The organism is Pseudomonas sp. CLCA07 (assembly GCF_053615335.1).
In genome coordinates this window covers 1,825,063-1,848,519 of sequence record NZ_CM132131.1, presented here as the reverse complement: position 1 = coordinate 1,848,519, position 23,457 = coordinate 1,825,063, and the positions used below count along the sequence as shown (strand labels likewise).

At 59.6% G+C, this 23,457-nt stretch carries 16 protein-coding genes; 3 read left to right on the top strand and 13 right to left on the bottom strand.

The genetic code is table 11. From position 1 onward, the window contains the following. Window positions 1-39 precede the first annotated feature (39 nt). Window positions 40-957, bottom strand: coding sequence for a transcriptional regulator MetR (metR, locus tag ACWGZX_RS08415; protein ID WP_452627998.1), 918 nt, complete (start codon window positions 955-957; stop codon window positions 40-42). 119 nt (window positions 958-1,076) lie between these two features. On the opposite strand from metR, the gene metE reads away from it, so the two are divergent. Next, on the top strand, window positions 1,077-3,389 hold the full coding sequence (gene metE, locus ACWGZX_RS08410) for a 5-methyltetrahydropteroyltriglutamate--homocysteine S-methyltransferase (protein ID WP_452627997.1): 2,313 nt from the start codon (window positions 1,077-1,079) through the stop codon (window positions 3,387-3,389). A gap of 43 nt (window positions 3,390-3,432) precedes the next feature. On the opposite strand, the gene ACWGZX_RS08405 is transcribed toward metE, so the two are convergent. Beyond that, window positions 3,433-8,652: a hypothetical protein gene (locus tag ACWGZX_RS08405; RefSeq protein WP_452627996.1), complete on the bottom strand. Its 5,220-nt coding sequence runs from the start codon at window positions 8,650-8,652 to the stop codon at window positions 3,433-3,435. Window positions 8,653-8,857: 205 nt separating this feature from the next. On the opposite strand from ACWGZX_RS08405, the gene ACWGZX_RS08400 reads away from it, so the two are divergent. Then, entirely contained in the window at window positions 8,858-9,892 is a 1,035-nt protein-coding gene (locus tag ACWGZX_RS08400) for an alpha/beta fold hydrolase (RefSeq protein WP_452627995.1), read from the top strand. A gap of 112 nt (window positions 9,893-10,004) precedes the next feature. Here the strand turns inward: ACWGZX_RS08400 and ACWGZX_RS08395 are convergent, their stop codons facing one another. After that, entirely contained in the window at window positions 10,005-10,361 is a 357-nt protein-coding gene (locus ACWGZX_RS08395) for a DUF6124 family protein (RefSeq protein WP_452627994.1), read from the bottom strand. A 620-nt stretch (window positions 10,362-10,981) separates the two neighbouring features. Here ACWGZX_RS08395 and ACWGZX_RS08390 point away from each other — a divergent pair. Beyond that, the gene (locus ACWGZX_RS08390) at window positions 10,982-11,647 is read left to right on the top strand and encodes a DsbA family oxidoreductase (RefSeq protein ID WP_452627993.1); all 666 of its coding nucleotides are present in this window, start codon (window positions 10,982-10,984) and stop codon (window positions 11,645-11,647) included. A 126-nt stretch (window positions 11,648-11,773) separates the two neighbouring features. On the opposite strand, the gene ACWGZX_RS08385 is transcribed toward ACWGZX_RS08390, so the two are convergent. The 10 genes from ACWGZX_RS08385 to glpK all read right to left on the bottom strand — a co-directional run bounded on the left by ACWGZX_RS08385 (window position 11,774) and on the right by glpK (window position 23,439). Then, window positions 11,774-12,103: a GlpM family protein gene (locus ACWGZX_RS08385; RefSeq protein WP_452628985.1), complete on the bottom strand. Its 330-nt coding sequence runs from the start codon at window positions 12,101-12,103 to the stop codon at window positions 11,774-11,776. 8 nt (window positions 12,104-12,111) lie between these two features. Continuing rightward, a complete protein-coding gene (aauR, locus tag ACWGZX_RS08380) occupies window positions 12,112-13,392 on the bottom strand; it encodes a two-component response regulator AauR (protein ID WP_452628984.1) in 1,281 nt (426 codons plus the stop codon). Between the two features lie 44 nt (window positions 13,393-13,436). Beyond that, entirely contained in the window at window positions 13,437-15,338 is a 1,902-nt protein-coding gene (aauS, locus tag ACWGZX_RS08375) for a two-component sensor histidine kinase AauS (RefSeq protein WP_452627992.1), read from the bottom strand. A 219-nt stretch (window positions 15,339-15,557) separates the two neighbouring features. Further along, window positions 15,558-16,292, bottom strand: coding sequence for an amino acid ABC transporter ATP-binding protein (locus ACWGZX_RS08370; protein WP_452627991.1), 735 nt, complete (start codon window positions 16,290-16,292; stop codon window positions 15,558-15,560). After that, a complete protein-coding gene (locus ACWGZX_RS08365; protein ID WP_150779483.1) occupies window positions 16,289-16,960 on the bottom strand; it encodes an amino acid ABC transporter permease in 672 nt (223 codons plus the stop codon). The genes ACWGZX_RS08370 and ACWGZX_RS08365 overlap by 4 nt, the downstream gene beginning before the upstream one ends. Further along, window positions 16,960-17,706 (bottom strand): amino acid ABC transporter permease, encoded by a 747-nt coding sequence (locus ACWGZX_RS08360; RefSeq protein ID WP_452627990.1) that lies wholly within the window; start codon window positions 17,704-17,706, stop codon window positions 16,960-16,962. The genes ACWGZX_RS08365 and ACWGZX_RS08360 overlap by 1 nt, the downstream gene beginning before the upstream one ends. Before the next feature lie 193 nt (window positions 17,707-17,899). Next, a complete protein-coding gene (locus ACWGZX_RS08355) occupies window positions 17,900-18,814 on the bottom strand; it encodes a glutamate/aspartate ABC transporter substrate-binding protein (RefSeq protein ID WP_452627989.1) in 915 nt (304 codons plus the stop codon). 458 nt (window positions 18,815-19,272) lie between these two features. Continuing rightward, window positions 19,273-20,811, bottom strand: coding sequence for a glycerol-3-phosphate dehydrogenase (glpD, locus tag ACWGZX_RS08350; protein ID WP_452627988.1), 1,539 nt, complete (start codon window positions 20,809-20,811; stop codon window positions 19,273-19,275). A gap of 271 nt (window positions 20,812-21,082) precedes the next feature. Beyond that, window positions 21,083-21,838, bottom strand: coding sequence for a DeoR/GlpR family transcriptional regulator (locus ACWGZX_RS08345; RefSeq protein WP_007916700.1), 756 nt, complete (start codon window positions 21,836-21,838; stop codon window positions 21,083-21,085). A gap of 95 nt (window positions 21,839-21,933) precedes the next feature. Further along, complete coding sequence (glpK, locus tag ACWGZX_RS08340; RefSeq protein WP_223512096.1) at window positions 21,934-23,439, bottom strand: glycerol kinase GlpK; 1,506 nt, start codon at window positions 23,437-23,439, stop codon at window positions 21,934-21,936. Window positions 23,440-23,457: the final 18 nt, after the last annotated feature.

The window sequence follows — 23,457 nt, the reverse complement described above, 5'->3', positions numbered from 1 at the left end:
GGAGCCGGGCAAGCCCGGCTCCTACAGGGGACTGTGTTCCTAGCGGACTGCGCTGACCCCATCCAGCGTCGAGAACGACGTGTCTTTCGCCGTCAGCAAGAAATCGCGCATATACGGCGCATCCAGCATGTCCGCACGAATCCCCGCGTACAGCGTCGCAAACAAACCTTTCTCGCCCAGCCGCTTGGCCTTCACGTAACCCCGCGAGCTGTATTCATGCAGCGCCCAATGCGGCATGCCGCACACGCCGCGACCGCTGGCCACCAGTTGCATCATCATCACCGTCAGTTCCGAGGTGCGGACCTGCGCCGGTTCGATATCGGCCGGCTCCAGGAAGCGGGTGAAGATGTCTAGCCGATCACGTTCCACCGGGTAGGTGATCAAGGTTTCCGTGAGCAAGTCTTCCGGCACGATGTACGCCTTGCTCGCCAACCGGTGCTGGTTGGCCACCGCCAGCATGGCTTCGTAGGTGAACAGCGGCACATAGGTGATGCCGGCAATGTCCAGCGGATCAGAGGTCACCACCAGATCCAGATCGCCACGGGCCAGCGCCGGCAGTGGTGCAAAGGAAAAACCGGAGGCCAGGTCCAATTCGACTTCCGGCCAGGCATCGCGGAACTGATCGATGGTCGGCATCAACCACTGGAAGCAACTGTGGCACTCGATCGCCATGTGCAAGCGCCCGGCCGTGCCGCCCGCCAACCGCGCGATATCGCGCTCGGCGCCGCGCAGCAGCGGCAGGATGGCGTCGGCCAGTTGCAGCAGGCGCAAACCGGCACTGGTGAAGCGCACCGGTTTGGTCTTGCGCACGAACAGCGGCATGCCCATGCGCTCCTCCAGTTCCTTGAACTGGTGGGACAGGGCCGATTGCGTCAGGTGCAGCCGGTCGGCGGCATCGACCAGGCTGTCGGCTTCGCGCAAGGCGTGCAGGGTCTTGAGGTGACGGATTTCAAGCACCGGATGGCTCCATGAGAAAAACTTGTGATCAACACGAAAAGGTTGAGTTTGTCTCATGATGGGTTGGCTGTCGACAATAGCGCCATGTTTTACAGCATCTTTTATAGAGAGAACTCATCATGGCGCTGGCCCACACACTAGGTTTCCCACGCATCGGCGCGGACCGCGAACTGAAAAAAGCCCTTGAATCCTATTGGAAGGGCGATCTCGATCAGGACGCGCTGAACAGTGTCGGCCGCCAATTGCGCGCGACCCACTGGCAATTGCAGAAAGACGCCGGCATCGACCTGCTGCCGGTCGGCGACTTCGCCTGGTACGATCAGGTGCTGACCCATTCCCTGACGTTCGGCGTGATCCCCGAGCGTTTCGACAGTGCCAAAAATGCCAACGGCCTGCCGACCCTCGACACGCTGTTTGCCATGGCCCGAGGCGCTACCGCGACCTGCTGCGGCGGCGAACACGGCAAAGCGCAATACGCCCAGGAACTGACCAAGTGGTTCGACACCAACTACCACTACCTGGTCCCGGAGTTCAGCGTTGACCAGCAATTCAAGCTGAGCTGGGAACAGCTGTTTAATGAAGTCGACGAGGCCAAAGCCCTGGGGCACAACGTCAAACCGGTGATTATCGGCCCGTTGACTTACTTGTGGCTGGGCAAGGCCAAAGGCAACGACTTCGACAAACTCGACCTGCTGGAACGCCTGCTGCCGGTGTACAACGAAATCCTCACGCGCCTCGCCGCACAAGGCGTGGAATGGGTGCAGATCGACGAACCGATCCTGACCCTCGACCTGCCGCAAGCCTGGAAAAACGCCTTTGAGCGCGCTTACCACATCCTTCAATATTCGCCGCTGAAAAAACTGGTGGCGACCTACTTCAGCGGTCTGGAAGATAACCTCGGCCTGGCCGTTGGCCTGCCGGTGCAAGGCTTGCACATCGATGCCGTACGCGCGCCGGACCAGCTCGGCCAGGTGCTGGATCGGCTGCCGACCTACAAAATTCTATCGGTCGGTCTGGTCAATGGCCGTAACGTCTGGCGCTGTGAACTGGAGCAAGTGCTCGCGCAACTGCAACCGGCCCAGGAACGTTTTGGCGACAACCTGTGGGTCAGCAGTTCCTGTTCGCTGCTGCACAGCCCGGTGGACCTGGAACGTGAAGACAAACTCGATCCGGAACTGAAAAGCTGGCTGGCCTTTGCCGTGCAGAAGTGTGGCGAAATCGCCGTGTTGCGCGACGCCCTCAACGACCCGCAATCGCCAAAAGTGCAAGCCGCACTGGCCGAAAGCCGGGCGATTCAGGCCAGCCGCGCCGAGTCACCGCGCATTCACAAAGCCGATGTGCAGGCGCGTATTGCCGCCATCGGCGCAACGGACAGCCAGCGCCAATCGCCGTTTGCCCAGCGCATCGAGCAGCAGCGCGTACGCTTGAAACTGCCGGCGTTCCCGACCACCACCATCGGTTCATTTCCGCAGACCGGTTCGATCCGTCTGGCGCGTCAGGCGTTCAAGCAAGGCAAGCTGTCGGCCAACGATTACACCGACGCCATGCACAGCGAAATCCGCCACGCCGTGCAAATACAGGAACGTCTGGGACTGGACGTGCTGGTACACGGCGAAGCCGAACGCAATGACATGGTCGAATACTTCGCCGAGCAGTTGGATGGGTACTTGTTCACCCGTTTTGGCTGGGTGCAGAGCTACGGTTCGCGCTGCGTCAAACCGGCGATTGTCTACGGCGACCTCAGCCGTCCCAAGGCGATGACCGTCGACTGGATCACGTATGCACAGAGCCTGACCGACAGGGTCATGAAAGGCATGCTTACCGGCCCTGTGACCATGCTGATGTGGTCGTTCCCGCGCGAAGACGTGTCGCGCAAGATCCAGGCGCAACAATTGGCGCTGGCCCTGCGTGACGAAGTGGTCGACCTCGAAAATGCGGGCATCAAAATCGTCCAGATTGACGAAGCCGCGTTCCGTGAAGGCTTGCCACTGCGCCGGGCGCAATGGCAGGAGTATCTGGACTGGGCGGTGGAAGCGTTCCGCTTGAGCGCCAGCGGTGTGCGTGACGAAACCCAGATCCACACCCACATGTGCTACAGCGAATTCAACGACGTGATCGTGTCCATCGCGGCGATGGATGCCGACGTGATCACCATCGAAACCTCGCGTTCGGATATGGAGTTGCTGGAGGCGTTCGAAGCGTTCGACTACCCGAATGACATCGGGCCGGGTGTGTACGACATCCACTCGCCACGGGTGCCGGACACGGCCGAGATGGTCAAATTGATGAGCAAAGCCGTGAAGCGAATTCCGGCCGAACGTTTGTGGGTGAATCCGGATTGCGGGTTGAAGACCCGGGCGTGGCCGGAGACCGAAGCGGCGTTGGTGAATATGGTGGCGGCGGCGCGGCAATTGCGCAGCCAGTTGGCATAGGGTGCCTGAAGCGGGAGCGGAAAAACCGCTCCCGTTTTACGTTCTAAGCCGGATCGAAATGTTTAAGCACTACGGATTTCTTGCCGATGTCGGCGTATGGAAGGTCGGCATTGTCAGCGTGCGTCAGAAACCGGTGCTCCGGCAGTTTTAGATGGGCCTTTTCGAATTCACCGAATGCAGGGGCTGCCTTGCTGTAATGAAAATGCGCATACCACATCACCTTGGGCGGTGTTTGCGTCAGGTCTCGTACCTCGTATTCCTGCAGGTAGTCGGTGCGTCCGTCCGCACGTTTACCCAGATTTTCCATCGGTTTTTGCTTGTGGACATCAACGATTTTCTTCTGCGCGGAATTTTGCTTCATGAGGTAATCCAGCATGCCATCGGTGGGGTTTCGACTTTTCATCGAGTACTCGATACGCAGCGCCCGTGCGGTATAGGTCAGCTCCGTAGCCTTGTCACGCAACTGCTGGATAAGCGCGTGACCGGATTGAACCTCTTCGATCGCCAGGGCTCGCCGGCCGAGTTCGGCGGCCTCGCTGAGCATCATGTGTTCCAGATCAACGGGCAGCATTTCCTGTCGGGCATAGGCCTCGACGCGGGTCTTGTACGCCGCTTGTGCCGCGAGTCGGCTGCGGGCATCGGCCGTTAACGCTCCAAGGTCTTGGCGCGCGGGGTGAGCGCTCTGTTCCTGAGGATTCAGGAGGCGAAACTTGCCATTTGAGCCTTGTTCCCAAACCTCTTCGAAACCGCGATGTCCCGTCAGTGAGTATTGGCGCTTTTGGGTCGTTGGTTCCCAGCGCTCCTCCCCGATCAGCAATTGATCATCTTCGGTGGTGAACACTTTTTTGCGGCGTTGCCCGGCCGGGGATGCAGGCGCTGGCTGATCGATGGCCTTGTGTGCCCGTTCGGCCATTTTCTCGATACCCAACAGCAATGGCCCCACGGCGTCCAGATGGAAGTGCTGGGGATAGCTGGCGGTCCAGGCATTCATGTCGCGGCGAAACTCCCCGTAAAGATCGAGGCATTCCTGCAATATCCGATTGCGCTGGGCTCGGGTGGCGCTCACTTCCGGCAGGCTGTGTTGGGTGAACAGGGCGCGATCGACTTTGGTTCGCAGGGTCTGCGCCCGTGCTTGCAGGTAGAACCAGGAAACATCGCTGGTGCTGTCGTAGCGTTTGACGATTTCCAGCAAGTGACTGGTTTTCAAGTACAGCTGATTGGCCTCGTTGAGCTTCGCGTTCAAGTCCACGAAGGCGCGGGTCAAGACTGTTTTTGTGGGTTTGTCGGTAATGCGTGGGTACCACAGGTTGAGGTCGCGCATATGGGCATCGATCGCGTCGAACTCGCGCATATTCTTCAGGCGCAGCTTCCTGACGTCCTCCAGAATACGCAAACGCTCGCCCAGTGCCTCGGCAGGCAGTGCGTCCAACTGGTCCAGTAGATCGTCGATCCTGTCCGTCAGGGCTAGCGCCCGTTGACTGGCCAGGACCACCCGTTGTTTGGCCCGATCGGCCAGTAACAAGGCGTCATTGCTTTGTATTTCCTTGAGCACGCGCAATTTGTTGCCGCGCGTCATGGGGAGCAGATCAGTCAGCGTCTGGTAATGCTTGCTGCCCAGTTCCATGTCCTTGATGCATGCCGCTTCAAGTGCCTGTATCAGCGCCGGGCGAAGGCTTTCGGGGCTGACGTTGTACGTTTCCATCAGGGCGGTGGTACGCGCAACCTGGTCATCGATGAGCGGGCCCATGGCATCGGCGGCTTCGGTCAGCGCTTGTTGGCGGCGCAAGGTCTGGTCGGTCCACCAGCGCGGTAGACGTTCGCGAATGACGGCCGGCCAGAGCGGGTCAAGGCCGTCCGCCAAGTGCCCGAGCACACCACCGCCACCCAGCCCGCCGCCCTCGAAGGTCACCCCGTAGACACCGAACCAAGTGTCCCATTGTCCGGCTTCATTGAGGCCGATGGGTTGTTTATAGGTTTTTTGACGAGTGCCCGTCAGTCGCCAGTTTCGTGAATCCCGGCTGCGTTCAACTTGAAAGATCCTGCCCTGGCGAACAATGAAATCGCCGTCCGGGTGGCGGTAAATACTGCGGTAGATCCCGTGGGTAGCCGGTTGCAGTCCGGCCAAAGAGAGCGGTTTTTCGTAATCGTAACCGGCAAAGCGATTCAGACCGTGTCGCGCTTGGCGCCTTGACCTCCCTTGCAGCGCCCCCGCACTTTTGCCCAATGCGTTGATTTGGCGAAGCCGCGCCAGTGAACGGGCACCCTTGGCTGACCGGGGCCCCACGGACGCGCCCGGAAGAATGTCCATGGCGGCATCGACCAGTGACAACAACACCGATTCAATCTCCGTCAGGCCATCGCCTACGTCACCGCGCAACAGGGCCGCGACGGCGTGGTTGGCACTGTTCCAGGCATCGTAGAGGGCGATGCCCGCGCCGACAAAGGGCACCATGCCCAAGGCCATTTTTATGTAGTTGAACGCCCTCGGCCCGCTGAGCGCGTAGCGTTCCTGATACAAGGCATCGTTGGAACGCGAGGTGCCGCGATGCGCTTCGATCAGGCGTCCCATATGCGCATCGAGCAGATGGGCCGACAGCGACGTTGTTTTCGGCCAAGGCAAGCCGACCCCGATCATCGCGTCGAAATGCTTGAGCACGGCCTGGTTGATACGGCTTGCATGGGCTCGCACGTTGCCGATCAAGGCGCGTCCGGCCAGATAACTGACCATCTCGCTACGCAGGCACAGATTGAACAAGGCCCGGCGAGCAGCCTCCAGGTTGTCGTAGCGTCGCAGAAACTGACCGTCGGGGCTGTCAGGCAGATACAGCAGGGTCATCCCGCTGACTTGCTCTTGAACGAATGTCACTCCTGACAACGTGGTGCCTCCTTCGTTGGGTGTGTCCTTGCCACCGGCGCTCAGGTACGCCGGCAGGAGCACGATGCGCTTGCCCGCAACATTCCAGGCTGGCGGTGTATCGGCCGTAATGGCGATGTTCAACACCTGCCATTCGTTCTGGTTGATCTGCTTTTGCAGGCGCGCGCAGGATCCCTGCAACTGGAGCATCAACCGCCAGGGCTCGATCAGGCATTCACGCCGGTGTTCCTTGATGAACGCGGTCTCGCTGGCCGAGCCCATGAAGGCGTCGCGAATCAGGTTTTCGTAGGCTTGGGGCAGATCCAGTTCAGGCAGTACCTTGCGTAGCCAAGGCAAGGTGATGCCACTGGCCAACGCCTGGCGTTCGGTGTCATCCGCCGCCGTGACTTCAAGCCGCATAAAACCCAGTCGCAGTGAAAGGGGTTCCAGCTGCATCGCGGGTGTGTTGTCGATGTTGAGCTGGGCGAGTGCTTCGAGTGACATTTTGCTGCGGGCTGCACTGAGAACCGCAACGAGCTTCTGCGGGGTTCCCGGCGCGGCGCCATCGGACAGTTGTTTTTTCAGCGTCACCGCGTCGGGCAGATCAAGCTGCACGGCAAAATGCCCGTTGAGCGAGAAGTCTTTTCGCAGACGCGCCTGCAGATGCTGGCGGGTGAAGTCGTCACGCGGTGGCAGGGCGATTTCCAGCTGTGCGTGACTGCGGCGCATAGCCAGGATGTAAGCCTCCACCAACCCCTTGAGTTCAGCACGCTCGGACGCCGATAAGGTGGCCAGCCAATCGGGTAACAGGGAGAAGAGCTTCGCGCTACGGCTTTGTTCCAGCAGGTGTGCAAAGGCCAGGTTTCTGGCGGCTGGCATCGGGACTTGCAGGGTCGCCAGCGTTTGTTTGCGCAGCGTTTCCAATTCGTCTGCACGCTGTGGCGCCTGGCGTAGATGTGCTGCTTGTTCTTCGAAGTGGGTGGTCTGTTTATCGAGGCTGTAAGACAGCGGGTCGGTGACGATTTTTTTCAACTGCAAGGCCAGAATCTGGTCTTGGTCCTGGATCTTGAACAGCTGTTGTTCCAGTTCCGTGCGGTTCGCAAACCGTTGCAAGCCGCCGCCTAAACCTGGCCAGTACAGCAAAAGGCTGTGCGGCGATGGCGCATCGAGCGGCGCTCGGGTGATGACGAAGGGACCGTTGAGCGTCTGGGTGGTGACGCTGCCGTTGGGCCCGGTCATCGACAGCGTCAGGCTGGCGGCGGTGATGGAGGTGTCGCGATTGGTGGCGAGCGGCGTATCCAGCACAGCCTTGAGTAGGCTGAACTCATCGCTGTCGAGCTGCTTGAGCGCCAACTGAAGCTGGACCTCGGCGCGCAGGCCATCCTTGTGCGCCTGATAGAGAGCACTGAACTCACGATTGATGGTTGCAAAGTCGAAGGCGCGCGATCTGTAAAGCAGGGCGGAGGCCGCCGTGTCGGCGGCTTGCTCTGCCGTCTCCAGCGCCTGCATTGCCTCTTTGAATGACTGTTGACGCTCGCTGTCGAGCTCATCGCCCAACAGCGCTTCGAGCGCATCGCGCTGCCGGTTCAGCGAGGCCTGTCGCTGGGGCCAGGGAATGTCGGCAAACAGGTGGTCGAACAGCGGTTGTTCATCTTCAACCGGGTTGTCTGGCAGCGGGATTTCAAGGTCTGGAGGCAAAGCGAAAACGACGGCGTTCGCGTACTGCGGGTGCAGAAGCAGCTCCGTGATACCGACCGTGAGCGGCTGAGCCTTCGCCGTGTACTCAAAGCGCAAGTCATCGTCGGGCAGGCCCTGCGTAACGAGCGATTGCCCGGACAACCAGTCTTCCATGTCACTGCGCTGATTGAAGAACTGAATGGGAACTGGCCGGCCAGGCAGGTACAGCCACTGCGCGGAGGGTTGCCGATCACCCACGCTGATGACCCAGGCGGCGGGGAGTTTCAGGGTGCCGCTGTCGCTCAACACCAGCGTCAACTGCTCGGTCTGGATGGGCTGATCGTCCAGGCTCAGGCCGGAGGCGGGAGGAGCGAGGATCAACAGCAGCGGCTGCAACTGTTCCGCCGTCAGGGTTCGGCTTGCGAATGCCACTTGGGCACAGGCCTCGAAATGGCTGCGGTACAACTGACCCGCCTGCTCGCGCCGCGACACCGGCGTACCGGGTGCCCGGGCGCCCCAATAGACATTCCAGCGATCGTTGAGCGAGGGTTCATTGCGCTGACTTCGTAGCGGAGCAGCGTCAAACAACGCCTGCAAACCCTGGCTGCTGTCGCGCCAGCGCGCTGAAGCGCTCAGCAACAGGCTTTCATCCGGGTTGTTCTTCAGGGGGGGAGGAGCCGGAATCACAATCGGCGGGGAGACGGGCAGGGTGCTGAACACACTTTCATTCATGGCAACGTGGCTCTGTGCAGAGGAGCGGCGTATCCGCTCTTGAAGAGCGCCATTAAAAGAAACCTGCCACAACCCGTGGCACTACATAGTTATCGCATCGACCATTGGGCGAGATTCACGAAACTGTCACGCAACTGTGGCAGCGCGCTTGATCAAACTACATCAGACTCGCGCTCTACTGGGGTTCTGCGTTTCGGTGTTTTTCATGCGTGCACGATTTTTATCAACAGCGGCCTTTCTGGCCGCGTTGTTGTTTGGCTTACCGTCCTTTGCGGCGTCTCGTTGTGATGTCAACGTACCGACCCAACACGTCGATCTGGCGCAGGTGAGCCTGGCGTACCAGAGCATTGGCCGTGCGTCGGACCCTGCGTTGCTACTGGTGATGGGCCTGGGCGGGCAGTTGATTCACTGGCCGGACGAGGTGGTGGTTGCGTTGTGTCAGCAGGGTTTTCGGGTGATTCGTTACGACAATCGTGATTCTGGCCTGTCCACGTGGCGGCAAACCCCGGCCGAAGCCAACCTGACCTTCGAGGCCTTGCGCTACAAACTCGGGTTGCCGGTGTCGGCGCCGTACACCCTGACCGACATGGCCGACGATGCCTTTGGCTTGATGGACGCGTTGCACGTCGAGCAATTCCACGTATTGGGCGCGAGCATGGGCGGGATGATCGCCCAGCACATGGCGGCGATGGCGCCGCAGCGCGTCGAGAGCCTGACGTTGCTCATGACCAGCTCCGGGGCCGAAGGCTTGCCGGCGCCGAGTGAGGCACTGGTGCAATTATTGTCACGTCGTGGCGCGCCAAATCGCGAAGTGGCGCTGGAACAACAGGCGGATTTGCTCGCGGCGCTGGGCAGTCCGTCGGTGACGGATGACCGGCAGGCGCTGTTGCAGCAAGCAGCGCAGTCTTATGACCGGGCGTTCAACCCTGAAGGCGTGAAGCGCCAGATCATGGCCATCCTCGCCGAGCGCAGTCGCGTGGACCTGCTCAACCAGTTGCGCGTGCCGACGCTGGTGGTCCATGGCACTGCCGATCCGTTGTTGCCGGTGATGCACGGTGTGCATTTGGCGGCGCATATTCGTGGCAGTCAGTTGAAGCTGATTCCGGGGTTGGCGCATCGGTTCCAGGAGGCATTCAAGGAACCGTTGCTGGCGGCGGTGTTGCCGTACTTGCAGGCCCATCGCGAAGACATCTCGCATTGGGCTCAGATTGATCCAGTAACGTACCCAAACCTCCTGTAACCCCCAAACCGAACTGTAGGAGTGAGCCTGCTCGCGATGGCGGCGGATCAGTCAGTATTGATGTAGCAGACAGACCGCTATCGCGAGCAGGCTCACTCCCACAGGTTTTGTTTTACGTCGGGACGACGTTATCAAGCATCAGGTTCACCGCCAGTTCGCCGAGCATGACCGAATTCTGAATGCCGAGAACGGTGTTGCGCTGGGTGCCGTCGACCGTCGCTGCGAAATTGCTCAACATCACGCTCGCCGACGCCAGTGATTCGCAGGCGTTGACCAGCAGGGTTTCGTTGTCGGTGTCGGGGGCGACGAAGTAGATAGTGCTGGGTTTGCGTGGAGTGTCTTTGGGAATGACCGGTTTGAGGTAGTAATCGAGGGCGCGGTCGGCGGCGTTGTTGAGCTTTTTGGACTCTGGGGTTTCGTAGGGGGAAACGTCGTCGGTTTCCGGTGGGTTCGGCGTTACTTTGAACATTGAGGGATTTACCTTTAGTAGGGCTACAACCTCTCTCGCTACTAAACGGTAGGGGTGGTAGCTGTGCGCAAGTTAGTAGACCGGTAACTCCCTCAAACCCGGCGCACCCGAGGGTGCCATGCACACAGCCACCATCAAGTGCAGGTGAAAACCTGACTGAATGACGCTTATGCATCCGTCTTGAGGGGTAATCCGGGCTACTAAACCCGATCACTGGGAATCAGTGACAGGACCAAGTTACCGACGGGCCTCCAGGCGCACAAGCCGGCGGATTCTGACGTGGTTGTAGGCGACGGCGCAAGACGCTGTAGCTTTCAGGAAGTAACCCTAAACAGAACTAAACACACGCCCCCCAAACACCGCACAAACCTGTAGGAGCCTGGCTTGCCAGCGATGGCGGCGTGTCAGTCACCACACATGTCAGCTGGAAGACCGCTTTCGCGGGCAAGCCCAGCTCCTACAGGGGATGGTGGTGTGTCAGTCACTGCAGATGTCGGCTGGCACGCAGCCATCGCGGGCAAGCCCGGCTCCCACAGGGAATAATGCAACGGCTGCCACCTAGGCCCCGTCAGGTGTATCGTTCGAACTTTCCGGCGAGATCCAAGCCTGCGAGGTGTGTGATGAGTACCCCTTTGAAAATCGATTTCGTCAGCGACGTGTCCTGCCCGTGGTGCGTTGTCGGCTTGTACGGCCTGACCCGGGCGCTGGAGGTTTTGCGCGATGAGGTCCAGGCCGAGATCCGTTTCCAGCCGTTCGAACTGAACCCGAAGATGGGCCCCGAAGGGCAGAACATCACCGAGCACATCACCGAAAAATACGGCTCGACCCCGGAGCAGTCACAAAAGAACCGCGAAATGATCCGCGCCCGTGGCGCCGAGGTCGGGTTTGCGTTTCGAACCGACGGCAACAGCCGCATCTACAACACTTTCGATGCTCATCGTTTGTTGTACTGGGCAGGGCTGGAAGGGCGGCAGTTCAATCTGAAAGAAGCGCTGTTCAAGGCGTATTTCACCGACGGCGGCAATCCGTCCGATCACGGACAGTTGGCGCAAATTGCTGAAAGCGTGGGGCTTGACCGGCAGCGCGCCGAGGCGATTCTGGCGTCGGATGAATACGCCAAAGAGGTGGTTGAGGAAGAGCAGCTGTGGCTGACCCGTGGTGTGAGTTCGGTGCCGACGGTGGTGTTTAACGGGCAGTACGCAGTGAGTGGCGGGCAGCCAGTGGAAACGTTTGTCGGCGCGATCCGGCAGATCATGAGCGAAGCGAAGGGCGGTACTGTCAGCTGATCGTATGGCAAGTGCGGTTACTGTGGGAGCGAGCCTGCTCGCGATAGCGGTGTGTCAGACACTATCAATGTTGACAGACACTCCGCCTTCGCGAGCAAGCTCGCTCCTACAGGGGATTTGTGGTGGTCAGGTGTGGAGGCGAACCCAGACAGTGACCAGAACGGTGGCCGCGATCAACCAACCCACAGCAGCCACGGCCAGCGACGCCTCCAGGCGCATCCGGTCGACCATCACATACAAGGTCGCCAGGTAAACGAAGTACGGAATGATCGACCACATGCCAAACACGATGGTGGTCTTCAAGTCCTCCACTGAGCGCCCTTTGCCGACGATGAAATGCGCAATCAGCGCAAAGGTCGGAAACAAAGGCACCAGGCCGGCGATGTAGTAATTTCTGGTCTTGGCCAGTGCCGCCAGAATCAGCACCACCGCTGCGCCCAACGCGGCTTTCAGAATCAGATCCATCAGTGGCTCAGCCCGTACTTTTTAACCTTGTCGAACAGCGTGGTCTTGGCCATACCCAGTTCCAGGCTGGCCTGGGTCAGGTTGCCGCCGCTGCGCTGCAAGGCGTCGCTGAGTAAATTGCGTTCGAAGGCTTCTACCGCTTCGGCGAAGGCCAGGCCCTGATTGCTGCCGCTGGCACCGGACTTTTTGAAGGCCGGCAGGCCGAGGGCGAAGCGTTCGGCGACGTTGCGCAGTTCGCGCACGTTGCCCGGCCAGTCGTGGCTCATCAGGTTCGACAGGGTCTGGTTGTCCAACTCCGGCACGGCGCGGTCAAAGCGCAAGGATGACTGCTGCAAAAAGTGCTCGAACAATTGCAGGATGTCTTCGCGACGTTCGCGCAGCGGCGGCAGTTCCAGAGTGACCACGTTCAAGCGGTAGTACAGGTCGCTGCGGAATTCGCCAGCCTTGCTCGTCTCGGCCAGATCGGACTTGGTGGCCGCGATCACCCGGCAATCCACCGCCACGCTCTGGTTCGAACCGAGGCGTTCGAGGGTGCGTTCCTGCAACACCCGCAGCAGTTTGATCTGCAACGGCAGGGGCATGCTTTCCACTTCGTCGAGGAACAGCGTGCCGCCGTCGGCATGTTCGATCTTGCCGATCCGCCGCTTGCCGGCGCCGGTGAAGGCGTTGGCTTCATGGCCGAAAATTTCGCTTTCGAACAGGTTTTCCGGCAGACCACCGCAGTTCAGCGCGACGAATTGTTTGGTGTGGCGCCGACTGAAATCATGCAGGCAGCGCGCGACCAGTTCTTTACCGGTGCCGGTCTCGCCTTCGATCAACACGTTAGCCGAGGTGTCGGCAACGTTGGCGATCAGTTCCCGCAGGTTCTGCATGGCCGGCGAACGGCCGATGATGCGGCCTTCGAGGGAGTCGCGCTCGGCCAGTTGCCGCCGCAACGAAGAGACTTCGCGGGCAAGGCTGCGTTGTTCCAATGCACGACGTGCAACGTCCACCAGGCGTTCGGGGGAGAAGGGTTTCTCCATGAAGTCATAGGCGCCTTTTTGCATCGCGCCGACAGCCATGGAGATGTCGCCGTGACCGGTAATCAGCACCACCGGCAAGCTGCGGTCGCGGGCCTTGAGCCGGGTCAGCAGTTCCAGGCCATCAATGCCAGGCAGGCGAATGTCGCTGATGACGATGCCGGCAAAGTTGTCGCCGACACGCTCCAGTGCTTCTTCGGCGCTGCCGACGCCGACGCAGGGAATGTCTTCCAGGGTCAGCGCCTGTTGGCAGCCGAGCAGCACATGAGGATCGTCCTCGACGATCAGCACACTAAGGTCGTTGTTCATATGGGCTCGGCGGAAGTAGGGCTTACCAACGGTAAACTGAGGACGAAAGTGGTACCACCGCTGACCGGGTGTTCGACACCCAAATTTCCGCCAGTAGCGGCGGCCAGACTGGCGGACAGGGTCAGGCCGAGGCCCAGCCCCTGTTCACCGGGTTTGGTGGTGAAGAACGGTTCGAACAGATGCTTGCGCGCTTCGGCGTCGATGCCGTGGCCGTTGTCGCGCACGCGAAGCCGGTATTTGCCGTCGAAGACGTCACCTTCCAGCCACAACTCCGGCAGCGGTTGGGCCTGCATGGCATCAAGGGCGTTGCCGATCAGGTTGACCAGAATCTGTTCGAGGCGAGTCTGATCGATCTGCACTTGTACATCTTTGAAATCGCGATGCAGTTGCAGGTGCGCGCTTTCCACCCGACTGCTGAGCAGTTGCAAGGCGGCGTCTACGGCTTTGCCGAGGCTGGCCTGGCCTTTGTCATCACCGCGACGAGCGAAAGAGCGCAGGCTGGCAGTGATCCGGCCCATGCGGTCGATCAGTTCGTTGATGGTATTGAGGTTGGTGCTGGCCACGTCCAGCTGACCACGCTCAAGGAAGCGCACGGTATTGCCGGACAAGGTGCGCAGCGCGGCCAGCGGCTGGTTCAATTCGTGGGCAATGCTGGTCGACATTTGGCCGATAGCCGCGAGTTTGCCAGCCTGCACCAGTTCATCCTGGGCGCGGCGCAGCGTCTCTTCCGCGTGCCGGCGCTCGCGGATCTGGCCCTTGAGCCGTTCGTTGCTGGCGCGCAGGTCGGTGGTGCGTTCGGTAATCCGACGCTCCAGTTGATTGTTGGCTTCCTGCAAGGCTTCCCGGGCGGCGAGGCGAGTGGCGATGACCTTGCGCCGCTCGTTCCAGGCGATCAGCAGAAACGCCACCAAGGCGAACGCTACCGCCACCAGAATCCCCTGATTGATCGCTTCACGGCGCAAATCCTGAAGCGGCGTGAGCAGGGTGAAATTCCACGGGGTATCGCTCAAGGGCCGGGTCTGGGCCAGGTAGCTGATGTCCTCTTCGTCGGACGCCACTTCGCTGTTGGCGGGGAATGTCAGCTTCTCGACACCCTCGGCCAGGGTTTCTCGGGCCAGCGGTTGCAGCTCATTCAGCGGAAACCAGTAGTACTGGAGACTACGGGCGAGTTTTTCCTTGGTCTCGTCGCTCAACGGCACGACCGACTTGAGCCGTCGCGCCGGATCACTGGAGAGAATGATGATGCCGTTTTCGTCGCTGACGAAGGCTTCGAGACGCGCCCGCTGCCAACGTTCCTCCAGGGCTTCGAGGCGGATTTTGACCACCGCGACGCCGATGATTTTGCCGTGCTCTTCCAGGCCGTGGGCCAGGTAGTAACCGGGTTCGCCGCTGGTGCTGCCGATGCCGTAGAAACGTCCCGGCTGGCCGCGAATGGCGTTCTGGAAATAAGCGCGGAAGGACAGGTCTTCACCGAGGTAACTGTCGACATCGCGCCAGTTACTGGTGGCTACGACACGGCCGGTCGTGTCCATCACGTAGATAGCCCGACTGCGGCTGCGCCGGTTCAGGCCTTCAAGGTAATCATTGACCGTTTGCCGGTGTTCCGGCGACGGGTCAGCCAGCAGTGTGGAAACACTGGTTTCGAGTTCCAGCAAGCTGGGCAGGTAGGTGTATTTGCTGATCTCGCTCTCGACGGCGCGGGCGTGCAGTTCGAGCTGACGCTGGCCGTTCTCGCTGAGGCTGCGAATGCCGTAGTGTTCACTGACGCAGAAGCCGGCGTAACCCAGTCCGATCATCAGGGCGATGATCAGCGGCGGCAGTAACATGTGGCGAATCAGACGGGGTTTCACGGCAAGTGATGGCGTTGCTGCGCGATAGAGAATGGGGTCGCATTTCATCACAGATGCCTTGGGTCAACCACAACACAAATCTGAACCTTGCACCGACCCCTGTAGGAGCCGGCCTGTGGCGAGGGGGCTTGCCCCCGTTGGGTTGCGAAGCGACCCCGGCATTTCGAAGTCAAACCGCATTTAACGGGTTTACGACTGCTTCGCAGCCGAACGGGGGCAAGCCCCCTCGCCACAGGCCAGCTCCTGCAAAGGAGCGGCGTTTGGTACTTAGTGCTGCAGAATCTTGTTGAGGAAGTGCTGTGTACGATCGGCGCGGGCGCCGATGTCGCCGAAGAATTCCTCTTTCTGGCAGTCTTCGATGATTTTGCCCGCGTCCATGAAGATCACCCGGTCCGCCACTTTACGGGCGAAGCCCATTTCGTGGGTCACGCACATCATGGTCATGCCTTCGTGGGCCAGTTGCACCATCACATCGAGCACTTCGTTGACCATTTCCGGGTCCAGTGCCGAGGTCGGTTCGTCGAACAGCATGACGATCGGGTCCATCGCCAGTGCGCGGGCAATCGCCACACGCTGTTGCTGACCACCGGAAAGCTGGCCAGGATGCTTGTGCGCATGGGCAGACAGGCCGACGCGCTCAAGCAGTTGCAGGCCTTTCTTGGTGGCTTCTTCCTTGCTGCGGCCCAACACCTTGATCTGCGCGATGGTCAGGTTTTCGGTGATGGTCAGGTGCGGGAACAGCTCGAAATGCTGGAACACCATGCCAACGCGCGAACGCAATTTCGGCAGGTTGGTCTTCGGGTCGGCAATCGAAGTGCCGTCGACCACGATGTCGCCTTTCTGGAACGGTTCCAGGGCGTTGACGCACTTGATCAAGGTGGATTTGCCGGAGCCGGACGGCCCGCACACCACGATCACTTCGCCTTTTTTGACCTCGGTGCTGCAATCAGTCAGTACCTGGAAGTCGCCATACCACTTGTTGATGTTCTTGATAGAGATCATACGGCAAACCTTTTTTGCAGACGCTTGACCAGCAGCGAGGCGGCAAAGCTGATTGTGAAGTACACGAGACCTGCGAAGATCAGGAACTCATTGGAGCGGCCAATAATGTCGCCGCTGGCACGCGAGGCGTTGAGGAAGTCCACCAGGCCGACCGCGTAAACCAGCGAGGTGTCCTGAAACAGGATGATGCTCTGTTGCAGCAACAACGGGGTCATCTTGCGGAACGCTTGCGGCAGGATGATCAGACGCATCATCTGGCCGTACGTCATGCCCAATGCCTGGGCAGCGCCCATCTGGCCCTTGGGAATCGACTGTACACCGGCCCGGACGATTTCGCAGAAATACGCCGCTTCAAACATCATGAAGGCCACGATGCACGAAGCGAACGCGCCGATCGGGGTGTCTTCGCCGGTGATCCAGCGCAGCACGAACGGCACCGCCAGATAGAACCAGGTGATCACCAGCAGCAGCGGGATCGAGCGGAAGTAGTTAACGTAGGCGCCGGCAATGTTCGACAGCAATTTGCTGTGGGACAGGCGCATCAGGGCCAGGATCGTGCCGAGGATAATGCCGCCGACCACGCCCATGACCATCAGCTTGAGGGTCATGACCATGCCGTTCCACAAGCCCGGCAGGGAAGGGATGATTCCCGAGAAGTCGAATTCCATCATTTACCCCCTACGGAGATCAGGCCCGGTACGGCCACTTTCTTCTCGACCAGGCGCATCAGCAGCATCAGGCTCATGTTCAGGGTGAAGTAGATCAGGGTTGCCAGGGTGAAAGCTTCGAACAGGTTGGCGGAGAACTCGGCGGTCTGTTTGGTTTGCGCGAGCAGCTCCATCAAACCGATCAGCGAGGCCACGGACGTGTTCTTGAACACGTTGAGGAATTCCGAGGTGAGCGGCGGAATGATGATCCGGTAGGCCTGGGGCAGCAGCACGTTCCAGTAGATTTGTGGCAGCTTGAAGCCCATGGCGCGAGCGGCGGATTCCTGGCCTTTGGGCAGGGCCTGGATGCCGGTGCGCACTTGTTCGCAAACGCGAGCGGTGGTGAACAGACCCAGGCAGACGACGACGCTCAGGAAAGCCGAGGTGACCGGGCTCAGGTCCTGTTTGTACCATTCTTGCAGGTCTTGCGGCAGCAGGTCGGGCACCAGGAAGTACCAGATGAACAGCTGAACCAGCAGCGGCACATTACGGAAAAGTTCGACGTAGCAGGTCGCGATGCCCGATACGATGCGATTCGGTACGGTGCGCATGACGCCCAGAACCGAGCCCAGTGTCAGGGCGATAATCCAGGCCACGATGGCAATGGCAATGGTCCAGCCCAAACCGGTGATGTACCAGTCGAGATAGGTCTCGCTGCCAACGCCAGTGGACTTGAAGAACACGCCCCAGTCCCAGTTGTAATTCATTAGGGTCTCCCCTCAGATCGTTCGATGTACAAGTGCCCGCCTGGGGAAGCTCCGTTCCCGTTCTGATCGAGACGATCAGGCACACACGAGCGGCTCGACAGCTACCGGTTCGAGTGTTTCCAAAAATGCCAGCAGGGAGTGACAAACCCCTGAAAGGGCAGCGGCCCTCTCAGGAGATAAGATTAGTCAGAAATCAGGATTTCTTTTCGTCAGCCGCTTTATCGGTCGGATTGGCGATCAGGGCCTTGAGTTCGTCGCTCATCGGGAAGTTCAGGTTCAGGCCTTTTGGCGGGATTGGTTGCATGAACCATTTTTCGTAGATCTTGTTGATCTCGCCCGACTTGTAGGTCGCGATAATTGCGTCGTCGACGGCTTTCTTGAATGGAGCGTCGCCTTTGCGGACCATGCAACCGTAAATTTCATTGGACTGCGCAGTCCCGGTCACGGCCCAGTCATCGGCTTTCTTGGCCTTGGCTGCTTCGCCCGCCAGCAAGGCGTCGTCCATCATGAAAGCCACAGCACGGCCCGATTCCAGCATCTGGAAGGACTCGCCGTGGTCTTTGGCGGAGATGACGTTCATGCCCATTTGCTTGTCGGCGTTCATCGACTTGAGGATGCGCTCGGACGTGGTGCCAGCGGTGGTCACGACGTTCTTGCCTTTAAGGTCGGCGAAGTCTTTGTACGGGGAATCTTTCTTGGACAGCAGCTTGGTGCCGATTTCGAAGATGCCAACGGAGAAGTCAACTTGCTGCTGACGCTCGACGTTGTTGGTGGTGGAGCCGCACTCGACGTCCACGGTGCCGTTCTGCACCAGCGGGATACGGGTTTGCGAGGTCACCAGGTTGTATTTGACCTGGAGGTTCGGCATGTCGAGGTCTTTTTTGATGGCTTCGACGATTTTCAGTTGCAGATCGTGGGAGTAACCGACCGGCTTGCCGGAAGCGTCCGCGATGTACGAAAACGGAATGGAAGCGTCACGATGCCCGAGGGTGATGACACCGGACTCTTTGATCTTTTTCAGGGTGCCGGTGAGTTCGGCAGCGAAAACCGGAGTGCTGATCAGAGCGGCAGCAATGGCTGCGCCCAGGATGTGGGGAACGATGCGCATCAAATTTTCCTCGACATTGTTTTTTTTATGGAGCCAGTTTATCGGCCCTTTTGTGCTTCGAACGCCTGTGGGCTCCTGAAGGGGCGCAACAGGCATTCGTCGAAGAAGTGTAGAGCATGACTCGTGCCAGGCCAGGCCGCACAGGTTAACTTGTTGATTTATAACGGTATTAAATATTTATGGCGTTATTTCTCGCGTGGAATAATCCGGTTAACCGAATCGACCGACAGGTCGCGTTCGGAAAACCGAATGCCATGCCGTACACATAACCCTGTGGGAGCCGGGCTTGCCCGCGATGGCGGTAGAACATTCAAAATAAATGGTGGCTGAACTGGCCTCATCGCGGGCAAGTCGGATCGCCGCACCGCCGCTCCTACAGGGGGATTTGTGGTGTCTGGCAGTATGCAAAAAGCCCCTGAATCTCTCGATTCAGGGGCTTTGCTTTAACCGATTGCCGATCAGGCCGCTTCGATCTTGCTGCGGTTCTGTTCGACCTTGCTCAGGTAATCCGCCAGTTTCTGTTGTTGCGCCGCAGTGGTGAACAGCCCGAGCTTGCTGCGACGCCACAATACGTCATGCGCGGAGGTCGCCCATTCATCGCTGCACAGGTAATCGACTTCGCGGGTGTAGAGCCCGCCGCCGATGTGTTCACCCATATCACTGAGGTTCTGCACGCCTTCGAGCATGCGCCAGGTGCGGCTGCCGTAGGTGGTGGCCCAGCGACGGGCGATTTCGGTTGGCACCCAGTCGAACTTGTCGCGGATCAAGGCGCACAAGGCTTGCGGGGTGGTCATGTCCTCGCCGCCCGGCAGTGTGGCGCTCGCAGTCCAGCTTGGCTTCATGTGGGTGAAGTACGGCGTCAGCTGCGCCAACGCCGATTCGGCCAGTTTGCGGTAAGTGGTCAGCTTGCCGCCGAACACCGACAGCAAGGGCGCTTCTTCACCGGTGCCCGACAATGCCAGGGTGTAGTCGCGGGTGACGGCCGACGGGTTGTCGGACTCGTCGTTGCACAGCGGACGAACACCGGAATAGCTATGCAGGATGTCGTCGCGGCGGATCTGCTTTTTGAAGTGGGCATTGACCACGTTCAACAGGTAATCGGTTTCGCCATCGGTGATCGCAACTGCAGCCGGGTCGCCGGTGTACTCACGGTCGGTGGTGCCGATCAGGGTGAAGTGGTTCAGGTACGGAATGGTGAAGACGATGCGCTGATCTTCGTTTTGCAAAATATGTGCGTGTTCGCCTTCATACAGTTTCGGCACGATCAGGTGGCTGCCCTGGATCAGGCGAACGCCGTACGGCGATTCCATCTTCAGGTCGTCACGAATGAACTTGGCGACCCACGGACCGGCCGCATTCACCAATGCCTTGGCGCGGATCGAAAACAGGCTGCCATCGGCGCGTTCCAGGTTCAGGTGCCACAAACCCTTGGAGCGACGCGCGCTGACGCAACGAGTCTGGGTGTGAACATGGGCGCCTTTTTCGCGAGCAGCCATGGCATTCAAGACTACAAGGCGCGCGTCATCGACCCAGCAATCGGAGTATTCAAAGCCTTTGGTGATTTCGCTTTTCAGAGCGCTGTCCGGACCGAACTTCAGGCTTTTCGAGCCCGCGAGTTTTTCCCGTTTGCCGAGGTTGTCATACAGAAACAGGCCGGCGCGAATCATCCACGCGGGACGCAGGTGCGGACGATGTGGCAGCACGAAACGCATCTGCTTGACGATGTGCGGTGCCTTGGCCAACAGCACTTCGCGTTCAGCGAGGGCTTCGCGCACCAGGCGGAACTCGTAATGTTCGAGATAGCGCAGGCCACCGTGGATCAGCTTGCTGCTGGCCGAGGACGTGTGGCTGGCCAGGTCATCCTTTTCACAAAGGAACACCGAAAGACCGCGACCGGCGGCATCTGCTGCGATCCCCACGCCATTGATCCCGCCACCGATGACGGCGATATCGTAAACCTCAGCGAGAGGGGGCGTACGCAAGGTGGAAGTGGGCATCGGCTGGCCTCGGTGCTTGTTTTATGTATTTGAATTCGAACATTAATGTTCATTTTCGAAAATGGTAGCCCATAAAGACGCCCACAGCCAGTTAACTTCGATTAAAAAAACTCATCGAAGGGCGGTTAAAGGAAAATTTTCGAACATTAGAAGAATTAAGAGAGAGGTGCGCAGCGATTTCTGTAGGAGCCCGGCTTGCCGGCGATGACGTACTTGAGGCCGCCATCGCTGGCAAGCCGTGCTCCTACAGGTTGTCTAACCGCCCTCGGTGTTAAACGACTTCCAGTCGAATCTTGTGCTGACTCAACAACTGCGCCAGCGCCGGCACAGGTTGCTGATCAGTGACCAGGCAATCGATGAGGCTGATCGGCCCCAAACGAATCATGGCGTTGCGCCCGAATTTGCTGGAGTCCGCTGCCAATATCACTTGCCGCGCATTGGCAATGATCGCCTGCGACACCCGCACTTCCTGATAATCGAAGTCCAGCAGGCTGCCGTCTTCATCAATGCCGCTGATGCCCACCAGCGCGAAGTCGACTTTGAACTGGTTGATAAAATCGACGCTCGCCTGACCGACCACGCCACCGTCACGCCGCACATTGCCACCGGTCAGCAGAACGTCGAAGTCGTCCTTGGCGCTGAGCATCGAGGCCACGTGCAGGTTGTTGGTGATGATTTTCAGGTGATTGTGATTGAGCAGCGCCCGGGCAATCGATTCGGTGGTGGTACCGATATTGATGAACAGCGAGGCGTGATCGGGGATCTGTGCGGCAATGGCTTCGCCGATACGCTGTTTCTCATCGCGCATCTGGTCTGCGCGCATGGCGTAGGCGGTATTTTCGACACTGGAGTCGTAGGCGGCGCCACCGTGGTAGCGACGTAATAAATTAGCTTCCGCGAGCTGATTGATATCGCGGCGGATGGTCTGCGGTGTAACGACGAACAGCGTGGCCATTTCCTCGATACTGACGTAGCCGCGTTCGCGGACCAGTTCGAGGATTTGCTGCTGACGGGGAGGCAGATTCATGGGGCTTCCTTTGGGCTGCCGTGCAAAATTTGCCCATGATGCCGCAGGAATCTGCTCCCGACCAGTTACAACCCTATTCGCAACCTGTTGTTGGCTTATTCAGCGCCTTCATGGGGTTCCCAGTCGCGGGTGCGGCTGACGGCTTTTTTCCAGCCGGCGTAGAGTTTTTCCTTCGCGGCTTCGTCCAGGGTCGGTTCGAATTCGCGCTCGATCACTGCCTTGCCGCGTAGTTCTTCCAGGCTGCCCCAGAAACCGCACGCCAGGCCAGCCAGGTACGCGGCACCCAGTGCGGTGGTTTCTCGCATTTGCGGACGCTCGACCCGAGTGCCGAGGATGTCGGCCTGGAATTGCATCAGGAAGTTGTTCGCCACGGCGCCACCGTCCACACGCAGGGATTTCAAACGTTCACCGGAATCCTGTTGCATGGCGTCGAGCACATCGCGGGTCTGGTAGGCAATCGACTCCAGCGCGGCACGAATGATGTGATCCACGCGTACGCCGCGAGTCAGGCCGAACAGCGCGCCACGGGCATACGGGTCCCAGTACGGCGCGCCCAGTCCGGTGAAGGCAGGCACCAGGTACACGCCGTTGCTGTCCTTGACCTTGTTGGCGAAGTATTCGGTGTCGTGGGCGTCGTTGATGATCTTCAGTTCATCACGCAGCCATTGAACTGTGGAGCCGCCGTTGAACACTGCGCCTTCCAATGCGTAGGCCACTTCGCCGCGCGGGCCGCACGCGATTGTGGTCAACATGCCGTGCTTGGACTTCACCGCTTTGTCGCCGGTGTTCATCAGCAGGAAGCAGCCGGTGCCGTAGGTGTTTTTCGCCTGGCCGGGCTCGACGCACATCTGGCCGAACAGGGCAGCCTGCTGGTCACCGGCGATACCGCCGATGGCGATGCCGCTTTTGGTGTGGCCATAAATCTCGGAGGACGACTTCACTTGCGGCAGCATTTCGCGCGGGATATCCAGCACCTCCAGCATCTTCGCGTCCCACTCCAGCGTGTGGATGTTGAAGAGCATGGTGCGAGAGGCGTTGGTGTAGTCGGTGACGTGGACTTTGCCGCCGGTAAATTTCCAGATCAGCCAGCTGTCGACGGTGCCGAACAGCAGTTCGCCGTTGCGCGCACGCTCACGGCTGCCTTCGACGTTGTCGAGGATCCACTTGAGCTTGGTGCCGGAAAAGTACGGGTCGGTGACAAGGCCCGTGGTGTCGCTGATGTATTGCTCGTGACCGTCGCGCTTGAGCTGCTGGCAGATTTCGGTGCTGCGGCGGCACTGCCAGACGATCGCGTTGTAGATCGGGCGGCCGGTGGTCTTGTCCCAGACCACGGTGGTTTCGCGCTGGTTGGTGATGCCGATGGCCGCGACCTGGTCGTGATGCAGGCCGGCTTGCGCCAGGGCCTCGACCATCACGGCGCTTTGGGTGGCGAAGATTTCCATCGGGTCGTGTTCAACCCAACCGGCTTGCGGGTAATGCTGTGCGAATTCGCGCTGGGCGGTGCTGACCACATTCGCGTCGCGGTCGAAGACGATCGCGCGGGAGCTGGTCGTACCCTGATCGAGGGCAACGATGTAGTTCTTATTCTGAGTATCGGTCATGTCGATTGCCTTGGACGA

What these genes read in the sequence shown, in the direction of transcription:
- metE (WP_452627997.1), top strand. Translation starts at nt 1,077, where the DNA reads ATGGCGCTGGCCCACACACTAGGTTTCCCACGCATCGGCGCGGACCGC.
- ACWGZX_RS08405 (WP_452627996.1), bottom strand. Translation starts at nt 8,652, where the DNA reads ATGAATGAAAGTGTGTTCAGCACCCTGCCCGTCTCCCCGCCGATTGTG.
- ACWGZX_RS08400 (WP_452627995.1), top strand. Translation starts at nt 8,858, where the DNA reads ATGCGTGCACGATTTTTATCAACAGCGGCCTTTCTGGCCGCGTTGTTG.
- ACWGZX_RS08395 (WP_452627994.1), bottom strand. Translation starts at nt 10,361, where the DNA reads ATGTTCAAAGTAACGCCGAACCCACCGGAAACCGACGACGTTTCCCCC.
- ACWGZX_RS08390 (WP_452627993.1), top strand. Translation starts at nt 10,982, where the DNA reads ATGAGTACCCCTTTGAAAATCGATTTCGTCAGCGACGTGTCCTGCCCG.
- aauS (WP_452627992.1), bottom strand. Translation starts at nt 15,338, where the DNA reads ATGAAATGCGACCCCATTCTCTATCGCGCAGCAACGCCATCACTTGCC.
- ACWGZX_RS08370 (WP_452627991.1), bottom strand. Translation starts at nt 16,292, where the DNA reads ATGATCTCTATCAAGAACATCAACAAGTGGTATGGCGACTTCCAGGTA.
- ACWGZX_RS08365 (WP_150779483.1), bottom strand. Translation starts at nt 16,960, where the DNA reads ATGGAATTCGACTTCTCGGGAATCATCCCTTCCCTGCCGGGCTTGTGG.
- ACWGZX_RS08360 (WP_452627990.1), bottom strand. Translation starts at nt 17,706, where the DNA reads ATGAATTACAACTGGGACTGGGGCGTGTTCTTCAAGTCCACTGGCGTT.
- ACWGZX_RS08355 (WP_452627989.1), bottom strand. Translation starts at nt 18,814, where the DNA reads ATGCGCATCGTTCCCCACATCCTGGGCGCAGCCATTGCTGCCGCTCTG.
- glpD (WP_452627988.1), bottom strand. Translation starts at nt 20,811, where the DNA reads ATGCCCACTTCCACCTTGCGTACGCCCCCTCTCGCTGAGGTTTACGAT.
- ACWGZX_RS08345 (WP_007916700.1), bottom strand. Translation starts at nt 21,838, where the DNA reads ATGAATCTGCCTCCCCGTCAGCAGCAAATCCTCGAACTGGTCCGCGAA.
- glpK (WP_223512096.1), bottom strand. Translation starts at nt 23,439, where the DNA reads ATGACCGATACTCAGAATAAGAACTACATCGTTGCCCTCGATCAGGGT.